We start from the raw sequence: 24,838 nt of genomic DNA, 5'->3' as shown, positions 1-24,838 counted from the left end.
GGTCGCCGCACGCCGCCCCTCGCGCCGTTGATGAGAACGGTTCTCTTCTAGACTCGGCGCATGGATCCCCACGCGAACGCCCCGCGCCCCGTCGTCCGCGGCGGGCTCGCCGTGACCCTCGTCTCCGCGAGCGACCTCCGGTCGTCCTCGCGCGTCGCCGCCGCCGCGGTGGGCGCGCCCGAGGCCGACCCGGCGTCGGTGGTCGAGGCGGCGGGCGGCGACAGCGGCGACCTCGGCGCCGACCTCGCCGACGGCCTCATGGCCGACGCGGACGACGGCCGCACCGGGCTCGCGGTCGTCGCGCTCGAGCCGGCCGCGGATCCGCTCGAGGTGGCGCTCGTGCTGGAGCACGTCGTCGAGTCGCGGCACCCCGGGGCGACGCCGATCGGGATCCTCGACGTGGTCGCCGTGACATCCGTCGCCGAGGTCCGCGACCTCCTCCTCGATCCACGCGACGACGACGGGACGCCGATGGACGCGGCCGAGCGGCTGGCCGGGCGCCTCGAGTGCGCGAGCGTCGTCGTGCTCGACGGGCTGGATCCCGCGCGACCGAGCCCGGACGCGCGCCGCGCGACCGCCCTGCTCGCGCTCCTCGCGCCGGCCGCGCGCGTCGTGCCCGTGGGTGACCGGGCGTCGCTCGCGGCCGCGCCGATCCGCATCGGCCAGCAGCGCGCGCGACGCCTCGCCGCGGGGATGGGCTGGCAGGCGGCGCTGGCCGGTGTCGCGCTGCCGGATCCCGGCGAGGGCATGGGCGTCCACGTCTTCCGCGACCCGCGGCCGTTCCATCCCGGGCGACTGCACGCGGCCGTGGCGCGGCACCTGGTGCCGGGGCCGGTCGGCCGGATCGTGCGCTCCCGCGGGCTCGTGCGCCTCGCGTCCCGGCCCGCGACGGTCGGCTCGTGGGCGACCGCGGGCGACGTGCTGCGGCTGGATCCGACGGGCATGGTCAGCTGGGATCCCGAGTCGCCGGCGGGCCAGGAGATCGCGTTCGCGGGGGAGCGGATCGACGGGGAGCGGATCGACCGGATCCTCGGCGCCTGCCTCCTCGCGCCCGACGAGCTCGTGGCCGGGCCGGACGCGTGGCACGGCTACGCGGACCCGTTCCCGGCCTGGGGCGCCGAGCACCGCCACTGAGGGCGAGCGGCGGGGCGCGCGCCGCCTCAGCCGGCGTCCGCGACGACGCGGCCGTCCTCGAGCCGCACCACGCGGTCCGCGTCGGCGAGCACCGCCGGGTCGTGCGAGACGCACGCGACCGCGACGCCGCGGTCGGCCTGGGCGCGCAGCGTCGCGCGGATCCGCTCGGCGCTCGCGGCGTCGAGGCCGGTGGTCGGCTCGTCGAGCAGCAGCAGCCGGGCACCGCGCGCGAGGCCCTGCGCGAGGAGCGCGCGCTGGCGCTGGCCGCCGGAGAGGGCGCCGAACGGCTGCGACGCGAGGGGCGCGATGCCGAGGCCGTCCATGGCCTCGTCGACCGCGGCGCGGGCCTCCGCGTCGAGGCGCCGCCAGCGTCCGGCGCGGCCCCACGCGCCGACCGTCACGACGTCGCGGACGGTGACGGGGAGGTGGTCGGGCACGGCGGCGCGCTGGGGGACGAATGCCGCGTCGGCGACCGCGGTGCGCGTGCCGGACGTGGGGATCCGGGTGCCCGCGACGACCTCCAGGAGGGTCGACTTGCCGGCGCCGTTCGGGCCCGCGATCACCGTGAGGGTGCCGGGATCCAGGCGCAGGTCGACGCCGTCGAGGGCGCGCCGGTCGCCGAACGCCACATGGACGGCATGCAGGACGGCCGCGGGATCGCGGGTCGACGGAGAGGGCATGCGACCGATCCTACCCATTTGATAAGCGTTCTCATTCTCGACTACGGTCGGGGATCGTGCCCTTCCTCCTCTCCGGGATCCTCGAGCCCTTCGCCCTCGACTTCCTCCAGCGCGCCCTCGTCGGCGGCGGGCTCGTCGCGATCCTCTGCGGCGTCGTGGGCACCTGGGTCGTCATCCGCGGCATGGCGTTCCTCGGCGAGGCGCTCGCCCACGGGATGCTCCCCGGCGTGGCGCTCGCGACGGTGCTCGGGCTGCCCGTGCTCGTCGGCGGCGCGCTGAGCGCGGTCGCCATGAGCCTCGGCATCGCGGCCCTGCAGCGCCGCGGACGGCTCTCCTACGACACGAGCATCGGCATGCTGTTCGTCGCGATGCTCGCCCTCGGCGTCGTCGTGATCTCGCACTCGGGCAGCTTCGCCACCGACGCCACCGCGATCCTCTTCGGCGACATCCTCGCGATCACCTCCCTCGACGTCGCCCTGCTCGCGGGTGCCGCGGTCGTGGGGCTCGGGGTCGCGTGGGCCTTCCACCGGCCGCTCGTGGCGCTCGCGCTGGATCCCCGGATCGCCGCCGTGCTCCGCCTCGGCCCCCGCTCGGCGCAGGCCGCGCTCGTCGGGCTGGTGACCCTCGCGGTCGTCGCCTCGTACCAGGCGGTCGGATCCCTGCTCGTCGTCGGCCTGCTGCTCGCGCCCGCCGTCGCGGCCGGGCACTGGACCTCCCGGATCCCCACCCGCATGGCGCTCGCCGCCGTGCTCGGCATCGTCTCCGTGTTCGTGGGGCTCCTCGTCTCGTGGCACGCGGCGACCGCGGCCGGGGCGTCGGTGGCGGCCACCGCGATCGCCGTCGCCGCGCTCTCCGGGGCCGCGCGCGCCGGGCTGACGGTGCTGCGCGCCCGCGGGAGGCGGGACGGCGAGGTGCCCGCCGCGTCCGCCACCACCGCCTCCTCCGCCGCTCCCGCGCGGTCGCCCGCCGCCGCGACGGCGCGCACCCCCTGACCCCCGCGACGGCCGACCGCCGCGACCCCCGCCCCATCCCCCGACGAGAGGACCACGTGCACTCCCGCATCCCCACCATCCCCCTGTTGGCCGGCCTCGCGCTCGCCCTGACCGCCTGCTCCGCGGGGCCCGCGGACGCACCCGCGGAGGACCCGGGCGCCGAGGCGACGGGGGAGGGGCACGGCGCCGTCACGGGCGCCGCGGAGCTCGCCGAGCCGCGCCTCGGCCTCACCTCCGTCGACCCGACGGGCGCCGTCACGCACCTCGACCTCCTCGACGGGTCGGTCGCCGACCTCGGGAGCATCGGCGCGCCGAGCGCCCTGGACACCGACGGCCGCTACCTCTTCGCGCAGACGGACGCGGGCGTCGAGATCGTCGACAGCGGCGTCTGGACCTGGGACCACGTCGACCACTTCCACTACTACCAGGCGGATCCGCGCCTCCTCGGCACCGTGGAGGGCGACGGCGAGGCCACGATCGCGACGACCAACCTCTCCACCACGGGCGGCACGGGCGTCCACTTCCCCGGCTCCGGCGAGGCCGTCCTGCTCGACACCGAGGCGCTCGCGAAGGGCGAGGTCGAGGAGCTGTTCCGCCTCGACGGCGAGCCCGGTCCCGGGCTGGTCGTGCCCATCGGATCCCTCGCGCTCGTCACCGAGGGCCAGGGGGCCGACGCCACGGTGGTCGGCGTCACACGCGACGGCGAGCGCACCGGCCTCGTCGAGGCGTGCCCCGATCCCGCGGGCACCATCACGACGCGCGTCGGCGCGGTCATCGGCTGCGGCGACGGCGCCCTGCTCGCGAGCGTCGACGGCGAGGAGCTGTCCGTCGAGCGGATCCCGTACCCCGCGGGGACGACCGCCCCCGCCGCCACGTCCTTCGACAACCGCGAGGGCCGCCCGACGGTCGCGGGCCTCGCCGGCGACCAGGGCATCTGGATGCTCGACACCCGCGCGCGCTCCTGGTCGCTCCTCCCCGCCCCGGCGCCGCTCGTGCACGTGACCGCGGTCGACGACGCGGACGACACCCTCCTCGCCCTCACCGCCGACGGCCGGGTGCTCGTGATGTCGGCCGCGGACGGCGCGGTGGTCGCCGACTCCGGCCCGCTCGTCGCCGACTCGCTCGCGGCCGGCCGGATCCCGACCCTCGTCGCCGACCAGCAGCGCGCCTACCTCGCGGGGCCCGTCGAGCGCCGGCTGCACGAGATCGACTTCGCCGACGGCGCGCGCGTCTCCCGCACCTTCGACACGGCGACCGAGCCCGCCTTCACGGCGGAGACCGGACGATGAGCGCCGCCCGCACGAGCCGTGCCCGCCGCCTCCCCGCCGCGCTCGCGGGCGCCGCGGCAGCCGCCGCGACCGCCCTCGCCCTCACCGGCTGCGCCTCCGCGGGCGGCGACCGGCCGACCGTGTACGTCTCCACCAACATCCTGGGCGACGTCGTCGAACGGCTCGTGGGCGACGAGGCCGAGGTCGTCACGCTGATGAAGCCGAACGCGGATCCGCACTCGTTCGAGATCTCCGCGCAGGAGGCCGCGCGCCTCCGCTCGGCGGACCTCGTCGTCTCGAACGGCCTCGGCCTCGAGGAGGGCCTGCAGCAGCACCTCGATGCGGCCGCCGCGGCGGACGTGCCGATGTTCGTCGCGGGCGACGCCATCGAGGTCCTCGACTACGCCGAGGGCGACGCGGAGGGCATGCCGGACTCGCACTTCTGGACGGATCCCGCGCGCATGGTCGACGTCGTCGACGCGCTCGAGCCGGCGCTCACGGGGATCGACGGCGTGGATCCCGACGCCGTCGCCGCCCACACGGCCGGGTACCGCGCCGACCTCGAGGCCCTCGACGCGGAGATGACCGCCGCGTTCGGCGCGATCCCCGCCGAGCGCCGCGCCCTCGTCACCAACCACCACGTCTTCGGGTACCTCGCCGACCGCTTCGGCTTCGAGGTCGTCGGCGCCGTGATCCCCGGCGGCACCACCCTCGCCGCGCCCTCCGCCAGCGACCTCGCCGACCTCGTGTCGGCGGTCGAGGAGACCGGCGTCCCCACGATCTTCGCGGAATCCTCCTCGCCCGACCGCCTCGTGCAGGCGCTGGCGAGCGAGGCCGACATCCGCGTGGAGGTGGTCGAGCTGTTCACGGAGTCCCTCACGGGCCCCGAGGGCGACGCCCCCGACTACCTCGCCATGATGCGCGTCAACACGCAGCGCATCGCCACCGGTCTCTCCCCGTGAGCGCCGGCGATCCACCCACACAGAGAAGGAACACCATGCGCACCCCACGTCTCCGACGGACCGGCATCGCCGCCGTCACCCTGGGGCTCGCCGCGACGCTCGCGGCCTGCTCCACCCCCGCACCCGAGGGCGCCACGTCCTCCGAGGCATCGGCCGGATCCGGCGAGGCAGCCGGCGCCCGCGTCGCCGTCTCGTACGAGGGCGGCATCCTCGTCCTCGACGGTCAGTCCCTCGAGACCGTCTCGGACTTCGACTCCGAGGAGTTCACCCGCCTCAACCCGGCCGGCGACGACCGTCGCGTGATGGTCACGATGAGCGACGGCTTCCAGGTGCTCGACACCGCGGCCGGCAGCGCCGACGAGGCCGAGCTGACTGACACGGTCTTCGAGGCCGACACCCCCGGCCACGTCGTCCGCCACGCGGGCAAGACGATCCTCTACGCCGACGGCACGAGCGACACGACGGTCTTCGACACCGCCGCGCTCGCCTCCGCCGACGGCCTGCCCGAGACGGAGACCATCGCGGGCGTCGAGGCGCACCACGGCGTCTCGATCGTGCTCGAGGACGGCACCTTCCTCACGACCGTCGGGAACGCGGACGGCCGGAACGGCGTCGAGGCGCGGGACGCGTCCGGCGCGGTCATCGCGCAGACGGACCAGTGCCCCGGCGTGCACGGCGAGGGCACCGCATCCGGCGAGGCCGTCGTCTTCGGCTGCGAGGACGGCGCGATCCTGTACACGGACGGCGGGTTCACGAAGCTCCAGGCGCCCGACCAGCCGTACGGCCGCATGGGCAACGCCTACGTCAGCGAGACCAGCCCCATCGTCGTCGGCGACTACAAGACCGACCCGGACGCCGAGGGCTACCTGCTGAACGCCGTGACGCTGATCGACACCGAGGCGAAGGCCCTCCGCGTCGTCGACCTGCCCGAGGGCGTCGGCTACACGTTCCGCGACGTCGCGCGCGGCCCGGACGACAAGGCCTACATCCTCGCCTCGGACGGCGCGATCCACGTGCTCGACCCGGCCACCGGCGAGCTCACCGACGCGTTCCCCGTCGTCGACGCGTGGGAGAGCCCCGTCGAGTGGCAGGACCCGCACCCCGCGATCGTGGTCGCGGACGGCATCGGCTACGTCACGGAGCCGGCCACGAAGGAGATCCACGCGGTCGACCTCGCGACGGGCGACGTGCTCTCGAGCACCACGCTCGAGGTCACGCCGAACGAGATGGCGGTCGCCGCGGGCTGATCCCCGTGAGCGGCACGTGAGGGGCGTGGAGCTGCGGCTCCGCGCCCCTTCCGCGTCCCCGGCCGATCGGCCTTGCCGTTCCCGCAAGGAGCCGTGCGCGAGACGACGGGACCCGCGAGGCTCGAGGCATGGACATCGCACAGGGCATCGCAGGTCGGAACGAGTGGGACGCCGTCGTCGTCGGCGGAGGCGTGGCGGGATCGAGCGCGGCGCTCATGCTGGCGCGCGCCCGCCGGAGCGTGCTCGTGGTCGACGCCGGCCAGCCGCGCAACGCGGTCGCCGCGCACATGCACGGCGTGCTCGGCCACGACGGCAAGCCTCCGCGGCAGCTCGTCGCCGAGGGGCGCCGGGAGATCGAGGGCTACGGCGGCGTCGTGGTCGACGGGCGGGTGGAGGCGGTCGAGGCGGTCGAGGCGGTCGACGCATCGGCCGGCCCGCGCTTCCGCGTCGCGCTCGACGGCGGCGTCGAGGTCCACGCCCGCCGCGTGATCCTCGCGACCGGCCTCGCCGACGTCCTCCCCGAGGTCCCCGGCCTCGCCGCGCACTGGGGCGCGGGCGTCGTCGTCTGCCCGTACTGCGACGGCTACGAGGTGCGCGACCGCCGCATCGGCGTGCTGGCCACCGGACCCGGCAGCCTCCACCACGTGCAGATGCTGCGCCAGTGGTCGCCCGACATCACGTTCCTCGTCGCGGGCGGCACCGCGTCCGGGCGGCCGCTGGAGATCGACGCCGCGACGCGCGCCGGGATCGACGCTCGCGGGATCCGCGTCGAGGAGTCGCCCGTGACGCGCGTGCTCGGCGAGCGGGGCGCGCTCGAGGGCGTCGAGCTCGCCGACGGGCGGATCCTCCCGCTCGACTCGCTCTTCGCCATGCCGGGCGTCTCCCCGCGCGACGGGTTCGCCCGCGCGCTCGGCGCGGCGACGGAGGACACCCCGTGGGGTCCGTTCGTGACGGCGGATCCGACCGGCCAGACGAGCGTCCCCGGTCTCCTCATCGCGGGCAACGCGTCGAGCGGATCCGCCAACGTGCCGGTCGCGATGGCCGCCGGCACCATGGCGGGCGCGATGGCGAACGCCGGGATGGTGACGGAGGACGTCGAGATCGCGGTTCACAGCTCCGCCAACCTATTGAAGGATCGGGTCGCCGATTGACAATCTTTGCGTGCAGAGCGTTACAAGTCGCGCGCTTTATCGCCCTTGGGGTAGAACGCGTCCCTAGCCTCACCCCTCCCGTACGGCCGACATGCGGGTTCGGCGGGTTCTAAACTTCGCCCTAAGCCCCACTACTTCATAGCGATCCGTCATCGAGAGCTTCTAGCTGTGCGGACATATCTCTATGACGGGCAGTCCGCGAGTGCACTCTAGGAGTGTCTGGATCAAGAGACGGTAAAGCGAAGTGCTCATATGGCATTTCCTCTCGCCCGGCAGCGTAATAGCTGCCTTCGGAGTCTGGCCACTTGATGGCGAACTGCTGAGTCTGCGAGGATCTATAGACCTTGGCGAGCTGCGGAGCGCCTCCCACACTTTCATGATTTTTACTACGTATGATGTCGCGAAGGACCTCAAATGGTTCCATGTCGAATCCGCCGTTTGTCAATTTTTCTGCGCTTCGCAACTTATTAACCAGCAGCTGCTTCGCTTCTTCGACGGCCGGCGCATCTCCAATCCAGGAGATTACCTTCGTCGACCGACTGCTTCGGCTCCGCTCTTGCCCTTTCCAGCTCCTGGCGGGACGAAAGGTGAAATGGTCTATATGGGCGTCGTAATGCAAAGTCCAGATCTTGAAATCCTGAGAGCGGGATGAGTAGCCCCCAAAAATGAATTGCACCTCGGGATCCCCGGGCCCATTCTTGCCCAGATAATGATTGGCAATTTTAGCCCGCATGGCATTAAAAACGTCGATAGCCACATGTCGAGCGACAGAAATGTCGGTGTGGCGGTCCCGTGAAGGCGGAAAGTAATTGATGCCATTGATCATCTGCAACATTAGTGGATACGCATACGCAGTGTCTCCTGCAAAGCTAATCATGCAATCGGATCGCGAAAGAGGCATCAGCTTCGGGCAGCTGTCCCACCTCATTCCGTTGCCACTTAGTCGACTGTCAGAAGCAAAAACTAGTTCGGAAACATCGCCCACTGTGCGAATCCATGCCACAGAGAGTGTCAAAGGGTGCCTCCAGGTGGCAATAAATGAGAGATATGGCTTCGCTTTTTGTGGCCACGGTGCTTAATAGTACGGGTCCGTATTCGTCTTCTCAAGCCCCTCCTTGTGGGGCTCATTTACACGGATTTGAAGCTTCAGCAGGGTGTATCGCCAAGCGGTCATGCACCCCGGCTCGATTCGAGCATGCGCTCGCGTCCGACCTGACGCGGCATGAGTCGACCACGGCCGGCTAGCGCCGAGCCGCACCAGGCAGTAAACTTGAGCCAGCACGACTCAAGTACGACCGAAGGGAACGCATTGGCCAACATGCAGGGCGCACCCGCCACCGACGAGAACGCGAAGACCGCGCTCGAGCAGTACGGGGTGAACCTGACCGAGATCGCGAAGAGCGGCAAGCTCGACCCGGTCATCGGACGCGACGCGGAGATCCGGCGCATCAGCCAGGTGCTCACGCGGCGCACCAAGAACAACCCGGTGCTCATCGGCGAGCCCGGCGTCGGCAAGACCGCCGTGGTGGAGGGCCTCGCCCAGCGCATCGTCGCGGGCGACGTGGCCGACTCCCTCAAGGGCAAGCAGCTCGTCTCGCTCGACCTCGCCGCGCTCGTCGCGGGCGCGAAGTACCGCGGCGAGTTCGAGGAGCGCCTCAAGGCGGTGCTGAAGGAGATCGACGACGCCGACGGCGAGGTCATCACGTTCGTCGACGAGCTGCACACGCTCATGGGCGCGGGCGGCGGCGAGGGGTCCGTCGCGGCGTCCAACATGCTGAAGCCCATGCTCGCGCGCGGCGAGCTGCGGCTCATCGGCGCCACCACGCTCGACGAGTACCGCCAGTACATCGAGAAGGACGCCGCGCTCGAGCGCCGCTTCCAGCAGGTCTACGTCGGCGAGCCCTCCGTCGAGGACACCGTCGCGATCCTCCGCGGGCTCAAGGGCCGGTACGAGGCGCACCACCAGGTGCCCATCACGGACGCGGCGCTCGTCGCGGCCGCGTCGCTCTCGAACCGCTACATCCCCGCCCGCCAGCTGCCCGACAAGGCCATCGACCTCATCGACGAGGCCGCGTCGCGGCTGCGGATGGAGATCGACTCGTCGCCCGTCGAGATCGACGAGCTGCGCCGCGCGGTCGACCGCATGCGCCTCGAGGAGCTCGCCCTCAAGCGCGAGAAGGACGAGGCGTCGAAGGCGCGGCTGGAGAAGCTGCGCGAGGACATCGCCGTGCGCGAGGAGGCCCTCGGCGGCCTGCAGCGCCGGTGGGAGGCGGAGCGCGCGAGCGTCAATCGCGTCGGCAAGCTGAAGGACGAGCTCAACGAGCTGCGGATCCGCGCGGAGCGGGCCCAGCGCGAGGGCGACCTGGAGAAGGCTTCGCGCCTGCTCTACGGCGAGATCCCGGTGATCGAGCGCGAGGTCGCGCAGGCGGAGGCCGCGGAGTCGGTGCCGGACGCCTCGGAGCGCCTCGTCAACGAGCAGGTCACGGGCGAGGACATCGCCGCGGTGGTGGCCGCGTGGACGGGGATCCCCGTCGGCCGGCTGCTGCAGGGCGAGACCGAGAAGCTGCTGCACCTCGAGCAGGAGCTCGGCAAGCGCCTCATCGGCCAGAAGCAGGCGGTGCGGAGCGTCGCCGACGCGGTGCGCCGCACGCGCGCCGGCATCTCGGACCCCGACCGGCCCACCGGGTCCTTCCTCTTCCTCGGCCCCACGGGCGTCGGCAAGACGGAGCTCGCGAAGGCGCTGGCGGAGTTCCTGTTCGACGACGAGAAGGCGATGATCCGCATCGACATGAGCGAGTACGGGGAGAAGTTCTCCGTCTCGCGCCTGGTCGGCGCCCCTCCCGGGTACGTCGGCTACGAGCAGGGCGGCCAGCTCACCGAGGCCGTGCGGCGGCGCCCGTACTCGGTGGTGCTGCTCGACGAGGTCGAGAAGGCCCACCCCGAGGTGTTCGACGTGCTCCTGCAGGTGCTCGACGACGGCCGCCTCACCGACGGCCAGGGCCGCACGGTCGACTTCCGCAACGTGATCCTCGTGCTCACCAGCAACCTCGGCTCGCAGTTCGTGAGCGACGCGTCGCTGCCGCGCGAGAGCCGCGAGCAGGCCGTGCAGCAGCTCGTGCGCCAGACCTTCAAGCCGGAGTTCGTGAACCGGCTCGACGACATCGTCGTGTTCCAGACGCTGTCGATGGAGGACCTCGGGCAGATCGTGGAGCTCTACATCGACCGGCTCGGCGCGCGGCTCGCGGACCGCCGGCTGACGCTCGGCGTCACGCCCGACGCGCGCCGCTGGCTCGCCGAGCGCGGCCACGACCCGCTGTACGGCGCCCGTCCCCTGCGCCGCCTCATGCAGCGCGAGATCGACGACCGCCTGGCCCGCGAGCTCCTCGCGGGCGACGTGCGCGACGGCGACGCCGTGCGGGTCGACCTCGCGCCCGACGGCGAGAGCCTCACGGTCGCGCGCGCCTGGGACGACGAGCCGGAGGACGCGGCGCCCGTCCTCTGATCCACCCGATGCGGCCCGCCGCGCGTCCCCCTCGGGGAGCGCGCGGCGGGCCGTCGGCGTACGCGGACGTCGACGCGGCTGCGGCCGCGGATCAGACCGCCGTCACCCGCAGGAGCGCGATCGTCTCGGGCCACATCGCCGGGGTGTGCAGCCCCGAGACCGCCAGCGCACGGCCGGTGAGCTCGACGCCGTCCCACCACGCGGGGGGCGTGAAGCCGTGGTCGGGCGTGCCGACGCGCACGGGCTCCACGCGGTAGCGGCGCTCCGGGTCGAGGCCCGGCAGGAGGAACCGGCCGCGCGGGGACACGTCGGAGCGGCCCACCGTCGCGAGGAAGAACAGCGCCCGGGAGGCGTCCTCGGCCACGGATCCGTAGACGTTCAGGCTCGGGTCGGAGCCGTCGGCGCGGACGACCGTGCCCGTGTGCATCAGGGCGCGCTCCTGCTTGTAGAGGGCGATCCACTCGGCGAGGTCGCGCTCCTCCTCCGGGGTGGCCTGTGTGAGGTCCCACTCGATGCCGAAGTGCGCGAAGAGGGACGTGCCCGCGCGGAACGCGAGGGTGTGCGCGCGGCCCGTCGTGTGGTTGACGCCCGACGCGATGTGCGAGCCCATCAGCTCCGGCGGCAGCAGCTGCATCGTCCAGCGGTTCATCGTCTGGCGCTCGAGCGGGTCGATGCAGTCGGAGACCCACACGCGGTCGGTGCGCTCGAGCACGCCCAGGTCGACGCGGGCGCCCCCCGAGGCGCACGCCTCGATCTCGAGGCCGGGGAAGCGCGCCTTCAGCTCGTCCATGAGGCGGTACGCCGCGAGGGTCTGCCGGTGCACGCCCGCCTCGCCGCGCGGCGAGACGCCCGCGTCGACGAGGTCGCGGTTGTGGTCCCACTTCACGTAGGCGATGTCGTACTCGGTGAGGATCGCCGTCATCCGCTCCAGGATGTGCGCGTACGCCTCCGGGATCGCGAGGTCGAGGACCTGCTGCTTGCGGTGCGTGCCCGGGACGCGGCCGCCGGTGGCCATGATCCACTCGGGGTGCTCGCGCGCGAGGTCGGAGTCCTCGTTGACCATCTCCGGCTCGAACCACAGGCCGAACTCCATGCCGAGCGCGCGGACGCGGTCGATGATCGGGTCGAGCCCGTCCGGCCAGACGCCCTCGTCGACGTGCCAGTCGCCGAGGCCCGCGGTGTCGTCCCGGCGGTGGCGGAACCAGCCGTCGTCGAGCACGTAGCGCTCCACGCCCAGCGCCGCCGCGCGCTCGGCGAGGTCGGTGAGGCGGGCGAGGTCGTGGTCGAAGTACACGGCCTCCCACACGTTGAGCGTGACGGGCCGGTCGCGGCGCGGGTGCACGTCGCGGGCCCGGAGGAAGCGGTGGAAGCGGGCCGCCTGGTCGTCGAGGCCGTGCCCGTAGGCCGCGTAGACCCAGGGGCCCCGGTACGACTCGCCCTCGCGCAGGCGGACCTCGCCGGGCAGCAGCAGCTCGCCGCCGCCCAGCACCTGGCGGCCGTTCGACAGGCGCTCCGCGTAGTGGCGATGGTGCCCGCTGAACGCGACGTGCGCGCCCCACACGTCGCCGTGGCGGAAGCCGAAGCCGGGCACGCCGACGGAGAGGACCGTCGCCGCGTCCGGGCCGGTGCGTCCGCGGCGGCCCTCGCGCTCGTGGATCCCCACCCGGAGCGTCCCGCGCTGCGGCTGGCGCTCCATGCCCCAGCGGCCGGCGAAGTCGAGGATCTCCCGCGCCTCGGGCGGGATCGGCAGGGCCACGTTGAGCGCCTGGACGTCGTACACGTCGCCGCGGAGGTTCGTGATCTCCGCGCGTGCGCGGACGAGCCCGGACGGCAGCAGCTCCACGTCGAGGGCGAGGCCGAGCCCGGCGACGTCGTCGACCGCGTCCACGCGCACGAGCGCCGGGCCGACGGTGGCGGACCCGGGGCGGCCGTCCGCGCTCTCGGGCACGGGGGATCCGCCGACGGCGGCGGAGGTCACGCGGAACAGCGGCGACCAGTCGGCACCGGCGCGGTGGCCCTCGACGCCGGGCTTGCCGAGCCATGAGGTGTGCGCCTCGGGGAGGATCGCGAGGCGGATGGGGTCGTCGGCCACGTTGGGCACGATCGGCTCGACGGCGGCGAGCGCCATCGTCTCGAGGTCCGCCGCGGTCGTCTCGCCGAGGTCGGCGCCCCAGTGCACGACGGCCGGCAGGCGGCCCCCGGTGAGGTCGAGCACGAGCGAGACGCCGGAGGCGCGGAGGTGGAGGAGGGCGGAGGGGACGACGGTGTCGGGCATGCTGCTCCTGGTTCAGGCGCGGTCGGGGTGCGGGACCATCCTCCCGTGCCGCAGGACGCCGGGCCAGCGCACCGGCGCGGCGCGGCGCGGGAGCTAGCGGTCGAGGTCCTCGAGCCCGGGGACGGATGCGCCGTCCTGGTGGTCCTCCGAGACGCGCGTGCCGGCCTGCTGATAGCGGGCGCGCACGGTGGCCTCGCGGATCCGCTCGACGAGCTCGGGATCCAGCAGCTCGTCGTCGGAGGGGTCGCCGGCCTCGATCACGATCTGGCTCGCCGGTCCGATGAGGAGCTCCACGCGCCGGATCGCCCCGTCGTCGTCGCGCACGGGGATCACGACGGTCGCGGCGGCGGTGCCCTCGCGGGCCAGCGCCTCCGCGTAGTCGACGACCGCGGCCGCCACCTCGTCGCCCGTCAGGTACCGCCCGTCGGCGTAGTGGATCGTGTGCACCCCTCCAGTGAATGCCCTCCCGCCCGCCGCGCCTAGGGGCTCGCGGAGGCGGCGCGGCCGTGGCAGGACCCGCGCCGCCGGGGCGGGCGCCACCCCTCGGTACGCTCGGCACATGACCTACGTCGCTCACCCCGATCGCTACTCGTCCATGCCGTACCGCCGCTCCGGCCGCAGCGGCCTCAAGCTCCCCGAGCTCTCGCTCGGTCTCTGGCACAACTTCGGCACCGCCCGCCCGATCGACACCCAGCGCGCCATCGTGCGCCGCGCCTTCGACCTCGGCATCACCCACTTCGACCTCGCCAACAACTACGGCCCGCCCCCCGGCAGCGCCGAGACCGCGTTCGGCCGGATCCTCGCCGAGGACCTCCGCCCGTACCGCGACGAGATCGTCATCTCCTCCAAGGCCGGCTACCACATGTGGGAGGGCCCCTACGGAGAGTGGGGATCCCGCAAGTCCATGCTCGCGTCCCTCGACCAGAGCCTCAGCCGCATGGGCCTCGAGTACGTCGACGTCTTCTACTCGCACCGCCCCGACCCCGAGACGCCCATCGAGGAGACCATGGGCGCGCTCGCGACCGCGGTGCAGCAGGGCAAGGCGCTCTACGCCGGCATCAGCAACTACTCGCCCGAGCAGACGGAGCGCGCGGTCCAGGCGCTCGCCGAGCACAAGGTGCCGCTGACGATCCACCAGCCGAGCTACTCCATGTTCAACCGGCACGTCGAGGGCGGGCTGCTGCCCGTGCTGGAGGAGGCCGGATCCGGCTGCATCGTCTTCTCGCCGCTCGCGCAGGGGCTGCTCACCGACCGCTACCTGTCCGGATCCATCCCCGCCGACTCGCGCGCCGCCACCAGCGGCTTCCTCGACGAGTCCGCCGTCTCGGGGACGTACCTCGAGCGCGCGCGCGGCCTGCAGGCCGTCGCCGAGGGGCGCGGGCAGACGCTCGCGCAGCTCGCGCTGTCGTGGGTGCTGCGGCACCCGGGGATCACGAGCGCGCTCATCGGCGCCTCGAGCGTCGAGCAGCTGGAGCAGAACGTGGCCGCGGCCGGCGCCCCGGCGCTGACCGACGAGGAGCTCGCCGCCATCGAGCCGCTCGCGGTCGACGGCACCGGGCGCTGATCCGCCCGTGACGAGCGACGACGCCCTGGCGCCCGCGCATCCGACGACCGCCCAGCGGGTCGACCGGATCCTGGACGGCCAGGGCGTCGTCGACGGGCACGACGACCTCGCGTGGGCGCTCCGCGAGCGCGCGGTGCGGGAGGGCGGGCCGAGCGCCTCCGTGTCCGACGCCGTGCTCGCGCGCCTCGCCGTCGAGGACGCCGTGCCGGGCCTCCACACCGACCTGCCGCGTCTCGTGCGCGGCCGGGTCGCGGCGCAGTTCTGGTCGGTGTGGGTGCCCGACCTGCCGGGCGTCGACCCGGTGCGCTCGACCATCGAGCAGATCGACGTGGTGCGGCGCCTCGTCGCCGCGCACCCCGACCGGCTCGCGCTCGCCGTCACCGCCGACGACGTCGACCGCGCCGTCGCGTCCGGCCGCATCGCGTCGCTGCTCGGCATGGAGGGCGGCCACTCGATCGGCGGCTCCCTCGGCGCGCTCCGCATCCTGCGCGCGCTCGGGGTCCGCTACATGACGCTCACGCACAACGCGAACGTCGCCTGGGCCGACTCGGCCACCGACGCGCCCGTGCACCACGGCTTGAGCGCCGCCGGCGAGCGGGTCGTGGCCGAGATGGAGCGGATCGGCATGCTCGTCGACCTCTCGCACGTGTCGGCCGACGTGATGCGGCACGCGCTGCGGATCGCCCGCCGGCCGGTGCTGTTCAGCCACTCGGGGGCGCGCGCGGAGTGCGACGTGCCGCGCAACGTGCCCGACGACGTGCTGCAGTCGCTGCCCGGGAACGACGGCGTCTGCATGGCGACGTTCGTGCCGCAGTTCGTGTCGCCCGCCGTGGCGGAGTGGCACGACGAGACGCTGATGCGCGCGATCGCGGAGGGCGTGGACCCGCGCGACCATGAGGGCGTGCAGGCCGTCGCCGCGCGTCGCCCCGGCGAGCGGCCTCGCGCGACGCTCGCCGACGTCGTGCGCCACGTGGAGCGGATCCGCGAGGTCGCCGGCCCCCGCCACGTGGGCCTCGGCGGCGACTACGACGGCGTCGACCGCACGCCCGACGGCCTCGAGGACGTGTCCCGCTACCCGGCGCTCCTCGCGGCGCTCGCGGATCGCGGCTGGTCCGACGGCGACCTGCGAGCGCTCGCGGGCGGCAACGCCCTGCGCGTGCTGCGGGCGGCGGACGCGGACGACGACGTGTCGCGGGGCGAGGCGGACGCCGGACCGCTCGCGTGACCGCCGGGGAGCCCGGAGCGGCCGCCTCCGCCGCCGCCGTGCGCGGCCTCGACGCGCGCGCCGCGGCCGCGCTGCTCGACGACCTGGCCGACCGCGGCTGGCCCGCCGAGCACCGGGAGCGGCACGGCGGCTGGGTCCTCCGCGCCGCCGGGGGCGTGACGATGCGCGCCAACTCGGTGCTGCCCGCGGGGCCGGTCGCGGACCCCGACGCCGCGCTCGACGCGGCCGAGGCCTTCGCGCGCGCCCACGGGATCCCCGCGTGCGTGCAGGTGTCGCCCGCGTCGGAGCCCGCCGACCTCTTGGCCCGGCTGGCGGCGCGCGGCTACGTCGAGGAGGCGCGGACGCTCGCGCAGGTGGCCGGCGCGGACGCGGTCGCGGGCCGGCTGGGGGACGCGCGGCCCGCGGATCCCGCGCTCGCGGTCACGGTCGCGGACGCGCCCGACGACGCCTGGCTCGACGCGTGGTGGAGCGTCGACGGCCGCGGCGGCCCCGCGGAGCTGGACGTCGCGCGCCGGATCCTCACCCGCGGCCCCGCCGTGTACGCGGCGGTCCGCGAGCGGGTCGCCGCCGACGGATCCGCGCCCCGCGTCCTCGCGACCGCCCGGCTCGCCCTCGTCGACGGCTGGGGCGGCCTGTTCGCGGTCGCGACCCGGCCCGAGGCCCGGCGGCGCGGCCTGTCCCGCGCGGCCATGGCGGCCGCGGTCGACGCCGGGCGGGACCGGGGGACCGCCGCGCTCTGGCTGCAGGTGGTCGAGCGGAACGCGGGCGCCCGCGCGCTGTACGCGGACCTCGGCTTCGTCAGCGTGTCGCGCTACGCCTACTGGACGCGGCCGGTCGACGGCTGACGCGGCCCGCCCGCGACCCGCGCAGCCCTGCTCGCCCGCGACCCGCGCAGCCCGGCTCGCCCGCGACCCGCGCAGACCGGCCCGCGACCCGGTCAGACGCCGCCGCCCCCGCCTCCTCCGCCGCCGCCGCCGGAGGTCGTCCCTCCCGTGGATCCGCCGCTCGAGCTCGACCCGGAGTACGCGCCGTGCATGCTCGACGACACCGAGCCGAGGCTGCTGGCGAACGCCGCGGGCGCGAACGGCGCCTGGCCGGCGTACCAGCCCGGCCGGCTCCGCTCGTGCTCGTAGCGGCGGCCCAGCTCGTCGCCCCACGCGCGCTCCTGGCCGAACATGGCCGCGTACGGCAGCAGCTCCTCGGTGAGGCGGAGCACGTCGCGGTCGTCGCGCGGCAGGTCGCGGCGCTCGGCGCCCTCCGGCGACTGCAGCATGCGGATGCGGTCGGCCTCGGCCAGCCGGATGAACTCGCGGAGGCCCGCCAGGTGGTCGCGCAGCGCGACGCCCCGCTCGGTGAGCGGGTGCCGTGCGACCGCGACGATCGTCACGGTCAGCCCGACCACGCCGGCCACGAGGAACGCGACGACGACGAGCCCGCCGTAGGCGCCGACCAGCGCGAGCACCGCGAACGCGAGCGCGGCGGCCATGCCGAGCGACGCGGCGACGAGCAGCAGCACGATCGGGCGCACCGGGATCGGCTTCCGCAGGCCGTCCGTCACGGTGCGCTTCCGGACCGACGCCATCAGCTTCTGGATCCGCGTGGTGATCTTCGCGTCCGCGCGCTTCAGGTCCGTGGTCGCACCGGCCCCCGCGCCGTCGCCGAAGACCGCGGCGACGAAGCGGCGCTCGTCGGGGTCGGTGACGCGCGACGGATCCACCAGCTCCAGCGCGAAGGACGGCTTCCGGCCGGCGTCGCGCTCGAGGATCCGCACCGCGCCGCGCACCGCGAGGTCGAGCAGGAGCGCCGTCGTGGCGCGCGCGGCGTTCCCGGAGACCACCGACGCGACGAGCAGGCCGACGCCCTCCGGCGGGTCGTACTCGGCGACGATGGTGCCGCGTCCGGGCGCGTCCCGGAGGCGGCGACGGCGCAGGACGAGCGCGCCCGCGGCGGCGGCCAGCGCGAGCAGGGCGCCCGCGAGCGAGAGCGACGGCCACGGCGCCGCGAGGAACGAGGAGTCGCGCGGCGTGAACGTGCCCGGCTCGAACCCGATCGAGAGGGTGAGGCCCTCGCGGGGGCCGAGGTCGGCCGCGGACGCCCGGAAGCCCTCCTGGGTGCGGGTGATCTCCGCGGGCCCGTCCGCGCCCGCGGGACCGGAGGCCGCGTCGGCGTCGCCCGTGAGCCGGGGGAGGAGGTCCGGCGCGATCTCCACGGTCGCGGAGACGCGCGCGAACGGCTGCGCCCAGCCGAGGCCGTTGACGTCCCAGTAGAGCTCCTCGGCGCCCGTGTCGGCGTAGGCCCGGGTCACGTCGTGCTGCTCGTAGTCGATGACGTAGGTCTGCTCGCCGCGCACGAACCCGTCGTCGGCGACGGTGAGGACGAGGGCGCCGTCGTCCGAGTCGGACTCGTAGGCGCGCGGATCCCCGGCCTCATCCGTCACGGAGAGCACGCGCAACCCGGTGGGGTGCCCGTCGTAGCTCGCGACGAGCTCGCGGCGGATCCCGCGGTTCTGGTCCCGGTCGGGGAACTCGGCCACGAGCGTCTCCGTGGTGCGGAGGACGGAGCGCCCGTCCGCGTCGGTCGACAGCCGGTAGACGGCGTCGAAGGACCGGAAGGCGAAGTCGTCGACGTCGGCATGCGCGGGTGCGGCGGGCCCGAGCGGGATCGCGACCACGGCCAGAACCGCGAGCAGCGCCGTGACGAGCGCGAGGCGCACGCGGGCGAGGCAGGACGGGGCCGAGGGGACGCGGGCGGGCCGGACGCCCGCGCGCTCACGCACCGGTCGCCCCCGTGCCGGTGCCCCGGCCCGCGTCCGGGTCGGCGTCCATCAGCCGCCAGTCGGCCACGAAGTCGCGCACGCTCCGGGTCTCGAGGTCGAGGCGCACGCGCTGCAGCAGGAGGTCCGCGTCCGTCAGGCCTCCGGCGTTGGTCCGCAGCACCTCGCGTCCCGTGTCCAGGCGCCGGACGACGAGGTCCGACTCCGGGGCGAGGTCGTCCGCGTCCCCGGCGCCGACCACCGCCAGCGCGAGGGCGCCGATCGCGCGCACCGCCCGCCGGACCGGCCGCCGCGGCCCGGTCTCCAGCGACGCCTCCAGGATCTCCGCGGCCACCGCCGACTCCTCGGATGCGTGCTCGTCCGTCATCGTGCTCCCCTCGCGCGGCCCCCGCCGCGTACGGAGTCAACCACGGCCGGATCCCGCCAGCAGGGCCGCCGCGTCGGCCGCGAGGCGCGCGTACGCCGACGGCCGCTCGAGCCCGGACGCCTCGCGCGCCGCGGCCTGCACGACCACGGTCCACGCGTCGTCGCCGTCCTCCACGAGGTACGCGAGCGCGAACGTGCCCACCGAGCTGCCGCCCTTGAACGCCACGTGGTCGAAGCGCTCCGGCTCGGGCAGGCCCGGGTTCGCCGCGAGGATCCCGCGCACGGGCTCCCCGGCCGGCGTCGCCGCCAGCTCCGCGAGGCGCAGGTGCGCGCGGGCGACGTCGTCGGGCGTCGCGAACCAGTCGGCGCCGGAGGTCCAGGCCACGTCCGTCACCGCGGTCGCGGGCAGGTCGACCACGCCGCGGGGCAGCGCGTCGAGGAGCGCGCGGCGCTCGGCCGCGTCGGCGTCGGCCCACCGCTCGCGCAGGGCGCCGTCGTCCTGCCACCCGACGCGGAACAGGTCGCGCGTCGTCATCAGCGGCACGTTGCGCGGCGGATCCGCGTGGCCGAGGTCCGCGAGCGCCGCCTCGACGCGCTCCCGCCCGACCGCGGCGATGAGCATGTCGGTGGCCGTGTTGTCGCTGATCGAGATCATCTTCCCGGCGGCCTCGCGCACGGGGACCACGGTGCCGGTCGGGGCGTCCTGTAGCTCGCCGGAGGGGAGGCTGCGCACGTCGTCGGTCACCGTGAGCGGGTCGTCCCAGCCGACGCGCCCCTCCTCGACCGCCCGCACCAGGGCGCCCAGCACGTAGAGCTTCACGACGGATCCGATGGGCCGCGCCTCGGAGGCGCCGATGCCGTCGGGCAGCACCTCGAGGACCCGCTCGCCCAGGGCGCCGTCCTCGACGCGGGTGACGGTGAGCGACACGTCGCCGCCGAGGGCCGCGGCCTGCTCCTCGAGCGCGTCCCAGCTGGTCGCGGGCTCCCGCTCGGGCTCGGGCTCGCCGAAGAACAGGCCCGTGATGAGGCCCGCGTCGTCGACCGCGACCTGCATGTCGAAGGTGCCGGCGTCCGCGCTCGCGATGGTGGTCACCGACTGCGCGCCCTGCTCCTCGTGGGCGGTCGCGGTCCACGGGCGGCCGTCGCGCACGTCCTCGAGCACGGCGGCGATCTCCTCCGCGGACGCCGCGTCGAGCATCACCTGCGCGAGGCGCTCGCCGGTCTCCTGCACGGGCACCGGCTCGTCGGAGCCGATCGTGTCGAGCAGCCACCGCGCCTGGATCCCGACAGGCGACCCCGGCAGGACGACGGGCTCCGCGGCGGCCGGGCTCGTCTCCGTGTCCGCGGCGGGGGAGCTGCAGCCGGTCGCGAGCAGGGCGACCGCGGCGGCGGCGGCCAGCACCACGGCGGTTCGCGAGGGGCGGGGACGGCGGCGGGATCTCATGTCCCCATCCCATCGCCCGGACGACGCCGGCGGCGTCCCCCCTGAGGGGGAACGCCGCCGGGAGGGCCGGATCGGGTCCGTCGCGAGGTGTCGGCCGACGGGTGTCGGCCGACGGGCGTCAGCTGACGGGCGGTCGCGAGAACAGGGCGGCGTCGCGACCCGACGCGACGTTCTTGTCGATCTCGATGCGGCCGGCACCCTCGCCGATGGTCTCGTTGAGGATCTGGTTGTAGGCCCAGTTCTTGGGGATCCGCTTGCCCAGGTTGGAGTCCCACCCGGTGGACCTGCCCGCGAGGTAGCTGTACGTGGCCAGGTGGCCGGCGGAGATGGTGGTGCAGACCTGGCGCCCGCCGTAGACGCCGACGTCGAACCGGCTGCCGACCTGGGACAGGCCGTCGTGGACGCCCGCGAAGTACGGCTGGATCGCCTTCTCGACCTCGCGCTCCGTGGCGTCGAAGTCGACCGCGTAGTAGATGGTGGCGTCGGGACGGAGGCGGAAGCGCGTGGCGGCCTCGTGGGCGCGGCGGGCTGCCTGCACGCCGCGCTCGTAGGAGAAGTAGCCGGCGTCCGTGCCGCCCTCCTGGAAGATCGGGAAGATGCCGAGGCCGGCGCCGAAGATGGTGTCGAGCTCCTCCTCGGTCATCTGCTTCTTGATCGCGTCCGGCACCTGCGAGTCGGTGAGGTACCGGCCGAGGATGGTGTAGCCGGCGGCCTTCAGGGTGGCGGCGCGTTCCGTGGTGATGGTCGTGATGCCGTCGGCGGCGCTCCCGCTGCGGGAGGTGTCGCCGTCGCTCGCGAAGAGCACCGACCAGGTGCCGAAGTCGGAGCGGCCGGTCTCGGGCAGGGCGAACATCCGCTGGATGTCGATGGTGCGGCGCGCCTGGTCCGGAGAGTAGATGCCGTCGAACGGGCCGTCCCACGTGGTGTTGACGACGAGGGCGGCCTGCAGGAGGTGCACGAACCAGGTGGTGGTGTCGGTCGCGCCCACGGCGAGCTCGCCCACGCGCTCCTTCAGCGTCGCCCGGGTGGTCTTGCCGAAGTTGCCGTTGGCGATGGCCTCGCTGAGGCCGAGCTCCAGCTGCAGGCCGTGGATGAGGGCGCGGTGGTTCTGCGGCGTCCAGAGGCCGTCGGTGGTGACCGCGGGGAAGCCGGAGCGTCCGCCGTAGCGCGCGATGAGCTGGCGCTGGATCTGCTGGACGACCGGGCGGCCGGTGGACGCGAGGCCGTCGGCTCCGATGCGGGAGGTCGTGGCCAGGGCGGGGGTGGCGGTGGCGGTGGCGGCGACGGCCGCGGCGGGGATGGCGGCCAGCGCGCTGGCGAGGAGGGTGCGGCGGGGGAGGTTCACGGGGTGCCTTTCGGTGGGCGTTCTCGACGAGTGCCGGGCACACGACCGGGAGCGCGACCACGCGGGACGCGGTGAGCTCCATGGGCCGGGTACTCATGGATGACGAGGACCCTACGTACCGGCGCACGCACCCCGCCGGGACTGTCCACAGACCGGCCCGCGCGGGGCCGCGCCGGGCTCAGGGAGCTGCGGGCGCGTCGCCCTCCCGCTCGGCGGGGCGCATCCGGTCGCGCGCGTGGTGCAGCGCGTCGGAGGGCACCGGCGGCACGCCGCGCGCGAGCGCCGACAGGCCGGCGCGCACGACGATCGCCGTCGCGATCCCGAACAGCGCGAGCGTGATGAGCGTCGCCGCCCAGAGCGGCAGCGCGATCAGCAGGAGCGCCACGATCACCGCGGCCAGGAGCCCCAGCGACACGAGCCCGAGCGCGATGCCCGCGCCCAGGAGGATCGCGCCCGAGCGGGCGGAGCGGAGGCGCTCCCCGACCTCGCGCTTCGCCGAGTCGATCTCGGCGCGCACGGCGCGGAGCAGGGAGTCGACGGCCTTCTGGGCGAAGGACCCGCCGAGCCAGCCGCCGCGGGAGGGGCTGTCGTCGTCGGTCATGGTGCGTCTCTTCTCTCGTGGAGGTCGGGCAGGCGTCCGCCCCGGCGCGGATCGCGGGGATCCGTGCCGGGGCGGACGGCGGATCAGGCCAGGCGGGTGCCGCTCGTCATGCTCGAGCGGAGGCCGCCGGTGATCTGGATGACGACCGGGACCTCGGTGCCGAGCACCGCGTCCCAGCGTGCCACGGCCTCGTCCACCGTGCGGCGGACCGCGACCGGCGAGACGCCGCGGCGGGCGACCGCGGTGATCCGCAGCACCGTGGAGCGCTTGACCTCGAACGCGCTGACGTCGATCGAGACGATGGCCGGGTCGTGCCCGAGGGCCTCCTCCAGCATCTGCTCGGCGACCCTCGCGTCGATGACGAGCGAGCCGCCGGTGGGCGACGTCGCGTCCTCCCCGGGCGCGCGGCGGAGCAGCGTGCCGGTGCGGCCGTGGCCCTGGCGGAGCGCGAACCACGCCAGCACCAGGATCAGGACGAGCGCGGCGGCCGCGACGACCCAGAGGATCCACGGCTGCCCGCCCGAGAGCGCGTCGGAGGCGGGACCCCGGGCGTCGGAGGCGGCGCCCGCGACGGCGGTCTGCACGTCCGGGAGGACGACCCCCACCGCGACGGCGGCGCCGACGACCAGGAGGACGAGCCCCACCAGGATCACGAGCAGGCGGTTGAGCCCGCGGTTGGTGCCGGTCATCAGCCGACCTTCCCTTCCTCGGCGAGCGTCACCTTGGCGGTGAGCGCGGGGCGGTAGTCGTAGCCGGCGAGCTCGGCCCGCACGGCCTCCTCGACCGCGCCGACGTCCGTGCCGCGGCCCGAGGTGGGCGTGAGGCGGACGAGCGCGGTGCGACGCGACACGGAGACGTCGACCTGCTCGGGCGACACCCCGCCCGCGTAGCTCGCGGTGCGGGCGAGCGAGCGGGCGATGACCCGGTCGTCGACCACCGCGGCGGTGCGGGTGGAGGCGGCGCCGCGGCGACCGCGACGGCCGGGCGCGAGGCCCGTGATCACGAGCGCCAGGCCGACGAGCGCCACGACGGCGCCCGCCGCGACGAGCCATCCGGCCGGGGCCCCGACGGCGTCGAGGGAGGCCGAGACGGCGTCCGCGGGAGCCGCGAGGAGCGGCGCCGCGCCGACGGCCGCGAGGACCGCCTCCGTGCCGAGCCACGCGAGCACGAGGATCAGGATCACGGCCAGCGTGATGGCGATGCCCGAGCGCGACGAGTGCGTCTCGCGCCGCACGAGGCGGCGGTACGTGCTGTCGGTGCTCATGAGACCCTCCTGCGTTCCTGGATGCGCGCGCCCGTGATCCGCAGGTCGACCCGGCCCACGGTGGATCCCGTGAGGTCGAGCACGCGGTCGCGCACCTGGGTCTGCGCCTCGACGAGGCGCTCCACCAGGGTGCCGCCCGCCTCGGGGCGGGCGTTCAGCGCGGGGATGCGGATGGGGGTGCGCGCCTCGACGGCGAGCTTCCCGTGGTCGTCCGTCAGGGTGACGGCGACATCGTGCGCGGGCACCTCGAGGGCGTCGGCGGTGACGGCCGAGACCACCCGGCGCACCGCGCGCGACGTGATCGTGGTGCGGCCCCGGGGAGCCCCGGACGGGGTCCCGGTGCTCCCGGGGGCCGACACCGCGCGGGTCACGACGACCGACGCCCGCGGAGGGCGTCGGCGAGGCCGCGGATGTCCAGCTTGCCCTCGAGCACGCGGCCGACGCCGAAGCCCACGGCCATGAAGACCAGGACGAGGAGGAAGCCGCCGAAGCCGAAGGCGAGACCGGACAGGGCGAGGACCGCCCCGACGAGGAGGCCCGTGACGGTGGGGGTCACTGGACGCGCTTCTCGGCCGCGTCGTCGTCCGACGGCTTGTCGGTGGGGAGGTTCACGTCGGAGATGGTGACGTTGACCTCGGTGACCTCCATGCCGACGACCTGGTCGATGGCGTCGGTGACGGACTTGCGCACGTCGTCCGCCACCTGCTGCAGGTCGACGGGGTACTCGGCGATGAGCGTGATGTCGACGGCGACCTGGGTCTCGCCGACCTCGACGGAGACGCCCTGGCCGCGGTCCTGCTGGCCGATGACGTTGCGGATCGCGCCGACCGCGCGGGCCGCGCCGTTGCCGAGGTCGTGCACGCCGGGGACCTGGCGGGCCGCGATGCCGGCGACCTTCTCGATCACGCCGTCGGCGATGGTGTTCTTGCCGCCGGCGGTGCCGGTGACGCCGGTGGACGACGCGGACGTGGGGGTGATGCTCGACATGGTGTCTCTCTCTCGTGGGGGATGTGGGGTGGTGCGTGATGCGGATCCGGGGTGCCTC

24 protein-coding genes are annotated in these 24,838 nt (G+C 74.4%); 10 read left to right on the top strand and 14 right to left on the bottom strand.

Annotation, left to right across the window (positions count from 1 at the left end):
- The first annotated feature begins 60 nt into the window (after nucleotides 1-60).
- Nucleotides 61-1,134: a GTP-binding protein gene (locus tag QFZ62_RS09350; RefSeq protein WP_307504675.1), complete on the top strand. Its 1,074-nt coding sequence runs from the start codon at nucleotides 61-63 to the stop codon at nucleotides 1,132-1,134.
- 26 nt (nucleotides 1,135-1,160) lie between these two features.
- On the opposite strand, the gene aztA is transcribed toward QFZ62_RS09350, so the two are convergent.
- On the bottom strand, nucleotides 1,161-1,814 hold the full coding sequence (gene aztA, locus QFZ62_RS09345) for a zinc ABC transporter ATP-binding protein AztA (RefSeq protein ID WP_307504672.1): 654 nt from the start codon (nucleotides 1,812-1,814) through the stop codon (nucleotides 1,161-1,163).
- Nucleotides 1,815-1,870: 56 nt separating this feature from the next.
- Here aztA and aztB point away from each other — a divergent pair, with 56 nt between their 5' ends.
- The 5 genes from aztB (at nucleotide 1,871) to QFZ62_RS09320 (ending at nucleotide 7,434) form a co-directional block, all read left to right on the top strand.
- Nucleotides 1,871-2,806 (top strand): zinc ABC transporter permease AztB, encoded by a 936-nt coding sequence (gene aztB / locus QFZ62_RS09340; RefSeq protein WP_307504669.1) that lies wholly within the window; start codon nucleotides 1,871-1,873, stop codon nucleotides 2,804-2,806.
- 56 nt (nucleotides 2,807-2,862) lie between these two features.
- Nucleotides 2,863-4,095, top strand: a complete 1,233-nt coding sequence (locus QFZ62_RS09335; RefSeq protein WP_307504667.1) for an ABC transporter — start codon at nucleotides 2,863-2,865, stop codon at nucleotides 4,093-4,095.
- Nucleotides 4,092-5,036, top strand: coding sequence for a zinc ABC transporter substrate-binding protein AztC (gene aztC, locus QFZ62_RS09330; RefSeq protein ID WP_307504665.1), 945 nt, complete (start codon nucleotides 4,092-4,094; stop codon nucleotides 5,034-5,036). Before QFZ62_RS09335 ends, aztC begins: the two co-directional genes overlap by 4 nt.
- Before the next feature lie 35 nt (nucleotides 5,037-5,071).
- Nucleotides 5,072-6,283 carry a zinc metallochaperone AztD gene (aztD, locus tag QFZ62_RS09325; protein ID WP_307504662.1) on the top strand — a complete coding sequence of 404 codons (1,212 nt, stop codon included), beginning with the start codon at nucleotides 5,072-5,074 and terminating at the stop codon, nucleotides 6,281-6,283.
- A gap of 128 nt (nucleotides 6,284-6,411) precedes the next feature.
- A complete protein-coding gene (locus QFZ62_RS09320; protein ID WP_307504658.1) occupies nucleotides 6,412-7,434 on the top strand; it encodes an NAD(P)/FAD-dependent oxidoreductase in 1,023 nt (340 codons plus the stop codon).
- A 136-nt stretch (nucleotides 7,435-7,570) separates the two neighbouring features.
- On the opposite strand, the gene QFZ62_RS09315 is transcribed toward QFZ62_RS09320, so the two are convergent.
- A complete protein-coding gene (locus tag QFZ62_RS09315; RefSeq protein ID WP_307504656.1) occupies nucleotides 7,571-8,269 on the bottom strand; it encodes a hypothetical protein in 699 nt (232 codons plus the stop codon).
- Nucleotides 8,270-8,743: 474 nt separating this feature from the next.
- On the opposite strand from QFZ62_RS09315, the gene QFZ62_RS09310 reads away from it, so the two are divergent.
- On the top strand, nucleotides 8,744-10,936 hold the full coding sequence (locus QFZ62_RS09310) for an ATP-dependent Clp protease ATP-binding subunit (RefSeq protein ID WP_307507754.1): 2,193 nt from the start codon (nucleotides 8,744-8,746) through the stop codon (nucleotides 10,934-10,936).
- A gap of 91 nt (nucleotides 10,937-11,027) precedes the next feature.
- On the opposite strand, the gene QFZ62_RS09305 is transcribed toward QFZ62_RS09310, so the two are convergent.
- Together QFZ62_RS09305 and QFZ62_RS09300 are read right to left on the bottom strand one after the other, a co-directional pair.
- Nucleotides 11,028-13,211 carry an alpha-galactosidase gene (locus QFZ62_RS09305; RefSeq protein ID WP_307504654.1) on the bottom strand — a complete coding sequence of 728 codons (2,184 nt, stop codon included), beginning with the start codon at nucleotides 13,209-13,211 and terminating at the stop codon, nucleotides 11,028-11,030.
- A gap of 93 nt (nucleotides 13,212-13,304) precedes the next feature.
- Nucleotides 13,305-13,658 carry a hypothetical protein gene (locus QFZ62_RS09300; RefSeq protein WP_307504652.1) on the bottom strand — a complete coding sequence of 118 codons (354 nt, stop codon included), beginning with the start codon at nucleotides 13,656-13,658 and terminating at the stop codon, nucleotides 13,305-13,307.
- 112 nt (nucleotides 13,659-13,770) lie between these two features.
- Between QFZ62_RS09300 and mgrA the strand changes: the two genes are divergently transcribed.
- The 3 genes from mgrA to QFZ62_RS09285 are packed head-to-tail and all read left to right on the top strand — an operon-like array spanning nucleotide 13,771 to nucleotide 16,845.
- The gene (mgrA, locus tag QFZ62_RS09295) at nucleotides 13,771-14,775 is read left to right on the top strand and encodes an L-glyceraldehyde 3-phosphate reductase (protein WP_307504649.1); all 1,005 of its coding nucleotides are present in this window, start codon (nucleotides 13,771-13,773) and stop codon (nucleotides 14,773-14,775) included.
- 7 nt (nucleotides 14,776-14,782) lie between these two features.
- Complete coding sequence (locus QFZ62_RS09290) at nucleotides 14,783-16,000, top strand: dipeptidase (RefSeq protein ID WP_307504647.1); 1,218 nt, start codon at nucleotides 14,783-14,785, stop codon at nucleotides 15,998-16,000.
- Nucleotides 15,997-16,845 (top strand): GNAT family N-acetyltransferase, encoded by an 849-nt coding sequence (locus tag QFZ62_RS09285; RefSeq protein ID WP_307504645.1) that lies wholly within the window; start codon nucleotides 15,997-15,999, stop codon nucleotides 16,843-16,845. Before QFZ62_RS09290 ends, QFZ62_RS09285 begins: the two co-directional genes overlap by 4 nt.
- Before the next feature lie 92 nt (nucleotides 16,846-16,937).
- Here QFZ62_RS09285 and QFZ62_RS09280 read toward each other — a convergent pair whose 3' ends face one another.
- The 10 genes from QFZ62_RS09280 to QFZ62_RS09235 all read right to left on the bottom strand — a co-directional run bounded on the left by QFZ62_RS09280 (nucleotide 16,938) and on the right by QFZ62_RS09235 (nucleotide 24,780).
- A complete protein-coding gene (locus QFZ62_RS09280; RefSeq protein ID WP_307504643.1) occupies nucleotides 16,938-18,713 on the bottom strand; it encodes a DUF2207 domain-containing protein in 1,776 nt (591 codons plus the stop codon).
- Nucleotides 18,714-18,768: 55 nt separating this feature from the next.
- A complete protein-coding gene (locus QFZ62_RS09275; protein WP_307504641.1) occupies nucleotides 18,769-19,140 on the bottom strand; it encodes a hypothetical protein in 372 nt (123 codons plus the stop codon).
- 36 nt (nucleotides 19,141-19,176) lie between these two features.
- On the bottom strand, nucleotides 19,177-20,583 hold the full coding sequence (locus tag QFZ62_RS09270; protein ID WP_307504638.1) for a serine hydrolase: 1,407 nt from the start codon (nucleotides 20,581-20,583) through the stop codon (nucleotides 19,177-19,179).
- 118 nt (nucleotides 20,584-20,701) lie between these two features.
- Complete coding sequence (locus QFZ62_RS09265; RefSeq protein ID WP_307504635.1) at nucleotides 20,702-21,928, bottom strand: glycoside hydrolase domain-containing protein; 1,227 nt, start codon at nucleotides 21,926-21,928, stop codon at nucleotides 20,702-20,704.
- 178 nt (nucleotides 21,929-22,106) lie between these two features.
- Nucleotides 22,107-22,529, bottom strand: a complete 423-nt coding sequence (locus QFZ62_RS09260; protein ID WP_307504629.1) for a phage holin family protein — start codon at nucleotides 22,527-22,529, stop codon at nucleotides 22,107-22,109.
- An 83-nt stretch (nucleotides 22,530-22,612) separates the two neighbouring features.
- Complete coding sequence (locus QFZ62_RS09255) at nucleotides 22,613-23,218, bottom strand: hypothetical protein (RefSeq protein WP_307504626.1); 606 nt, start codon at nucleotides 23,216-23,218, stop codon at nucleotides 22,613-22,615.
- Nucleotides 23,218-23,793 carry a DUF6286 domain-containing protein gene (locus tag QFZ62_RS09250; RefSeq protein WP_307504623.1) on the bottom strand — a complete coding sequence of 192 codons (576 nt, stop codon included), beginning with the start codon at nucleotides 23,791-23,793 and terminating at the stop codon, nucleotides 23,218-23,220. The genes QFZ62_RS09255 and QFZ62_RS09250 overlap by 1 nt, the downstream gene beginning before the upstream one ends.
- Nucleotides 23,790-24,080 (bottom strand): hypothetical protein, encoded by a 291-nt coding sequence (locus QFZ62_RS09245; protein ID WP_307504620.1) that lies wholly within the window; start codon nucleotides 24,078-24,080, stop codon nucleotides 23,790-23,792. Before QFZ62_RS09245 ends, QFZ62_RS09250 begins: the two co-directional genes overlap by 4 nt.
- Before the next feature lie 80 nt (nucleotides 24,081-24,160).
- Nucleotides 24,161-24,349, bottom strand: a complete 189-nt coding sequence (locus QFZ62_RS09240; protein WP_307504617.1) for a DUF2273 domain-containing protein — start codon at nucleotides 24,347-24,349, stop codon at nucleotides 24,161-24,163.
- Nucleotides 24,346-24,780 carry an Asp23/Gls24 family envelope stress response protein gene (locus QFZ62_RS09235; RefSeq protein WP_307504614.1) on the bottom strand — a complete coding sequence of 145 codons (435 nt, stop codon included), beginning with the start codon at nucleotides 24,778-24,780 and terminating at the stop codon, nucleotides 24,346-24,348. Before QFZ62_RS09235 ends, QFZ62_RS09240 begins: the two co-directional genes overlap by 4 nt.
- Nucleotides 24,781-24,838 lie beyond the last annotated feature (58 nt).

This window comes from Clavibacter sp. B3I6, from assembly GCF_030816895.1.
Taxonomy (GTDB): domain Bacteria; phylum Actinomycetota; class Actinomycetes; order Actinomycetales; family Microbacteriaceae; genus Clavibacter.
This window is presented reverse-complemented; position numbering and strand designations above follow the sequence as displayed.